The 1,509-nt window shown below is 65.6% G+C and carries 1 protein-coding gene and 1 pseudogene; both read right to left on the bottom strand.

The features are described 5' to 3' along the window. Positions 1 to 196: pseudogene (locus tag EOA27_RS36065) on the bottom strand (sarcosine oxidase subunit gamma); the annotation flags it as partial. Further along, on the bottom strand, positions 189 to 1,509 hold a 1,321-nt coding region (locus EOA27_RS36070; RefSeq protein WP_245491315.1), incomplete at its 5' end, for a glycine cleavage T C-terminal barrel domain-containing protein. The pseudogene EOA27_RS36065 and the gene EOA27_RS36070, both read right to left, overlap by 8 nt.

Below are 1,509 nucleotides of genomic sequence, written 5' to 3' on the forward strand. Positions count from 1 at the left end.
GAGTGAGACCGGTGACCTTGCGGATGGCTTCGATCAACCGCTTCTCTTCGCCCGGCCAGGCGGCAAGCTGCAGGATCGAGCCCGGCCGCGTCTCGGACAGGATGACGTCGACGCCATGTTCGAAATTGCCGTGCGAGCCGGGATGATACTCCGGCTCTAGCGGCGACTGGCGTTCGGGCAAATGCTGCTCAGCCATGCATGCGGCTCCCGTCCGGGTCGTAGAAATGGTTGGAGACGATCTCGACCGGCCCGAACCGGTTGCGCAGCGGATCCGAGACGAAGGCGCGGGTCCCGTGCCGCGCCTTGCCGCCCTTGACCAGGGCGAGCGCGATATATTTGCCCAGCGCCGGTGAGTAACAGCAGGCGGTGATGTGGCCGAGCGAATCGTGCGGATTGGCTTCGTCCAGTTCCTCGACGATATGTCCGCCGCCGTTGAGGGCTCGGTTGTCGAGGGCGATCAGCCCGACCAGCTCGAGCCGGTCGGGGGCAATCAGGCCTTCGCGGTCCATCATGGCCGAGCCGATGAAGGGCTTCTTCTTCGACAGCATCCAGTCGAGATGGAGGTCGCGCGCGGTGGTGCGGCCGTCGATCTCGGCGCCGGTGACATGGCCCTTCTCGATGCGCATCGTGCCCAGCGCCTCGAGCCCGTAGGTGACAAGGCCAAAAGGCTTGCCGGCCTCGATCAAGGCTTCCCAGACGAGGGTGCCGTAACCGGCGCCGGAATAGACCTCGAATGCCATTTCGCCGGAAAAGGACAGCCGGCAGATCATCACCGGCACGCCGGCAATCCGGCCATGGACGATGCCCATGAAGGGCAGGGTGGCATTGTCGACGGCAGTGCCTGTGACGCAAGCGGCAAGGATGGCGCGCGCGTTCGGGCCGCCGATCGCTGCCCCGGCCCACTCGTCGGTGACGGAGGTGACGGTGACCTTCAGCTCCGGCCAGATGACGTCGAGGAAATATTCCAGATGCTGCATCACCTTGCCGGCATTGGCGGTGGTGGTTGTCATCAGGAAATCCTGCTCGCCGAGCCGCCAGGTGGTGCCGTCGTCGAAGGCCAGTCCATCCTCGCGCAGCATCAGGCCGTAGCGCGCCTTGCTGACGGCCAAAGTGGAAAACATGTTGGTGTAGACGCGGTCGAGGAACTCGGCCGCGTCCGGCCCTTGCACCGCGATCTTGCCCAGCGTCGAGACGTCGACGATGCCGGCGCTGTCGCGCGTGGCGCTTGCTTCCCGCACATAGGCCTGCTCGACCGTCTCGCCGGGGAGGCCATAGATCATCGGGCGGTACCAGAGGCCGGCCGAATACATCCTTGCGCCATTGGCGATGTGCCAGTCATGCATCGGGGTCAGCCGCTCGGGCTTGAGGTCGCCGAAGCGCTCTGCCGCCAGCGAGCCGATCGATACCGCCGTGTAAGGCGGGCGGAAGCGGGTCGTGCCGACTTCGGGGATAGGCTTGCCGAGCGCCTCGGCCATGATGGCGAGACCCGGCACGTTGGAGTTCTTGCCC

Origin of the sequence: Mesorhizobium sp. M2A.F.Ca.ET.037.01.1.1 (genome assembly GCF_003998075.1) — a bacterium.
Taxonomy (GTDB): Bacteria; Pseudomonadota; Alphaproteobacteria; order Rhizobiales; family Rhizobiaceae; genus Mesorhizobium.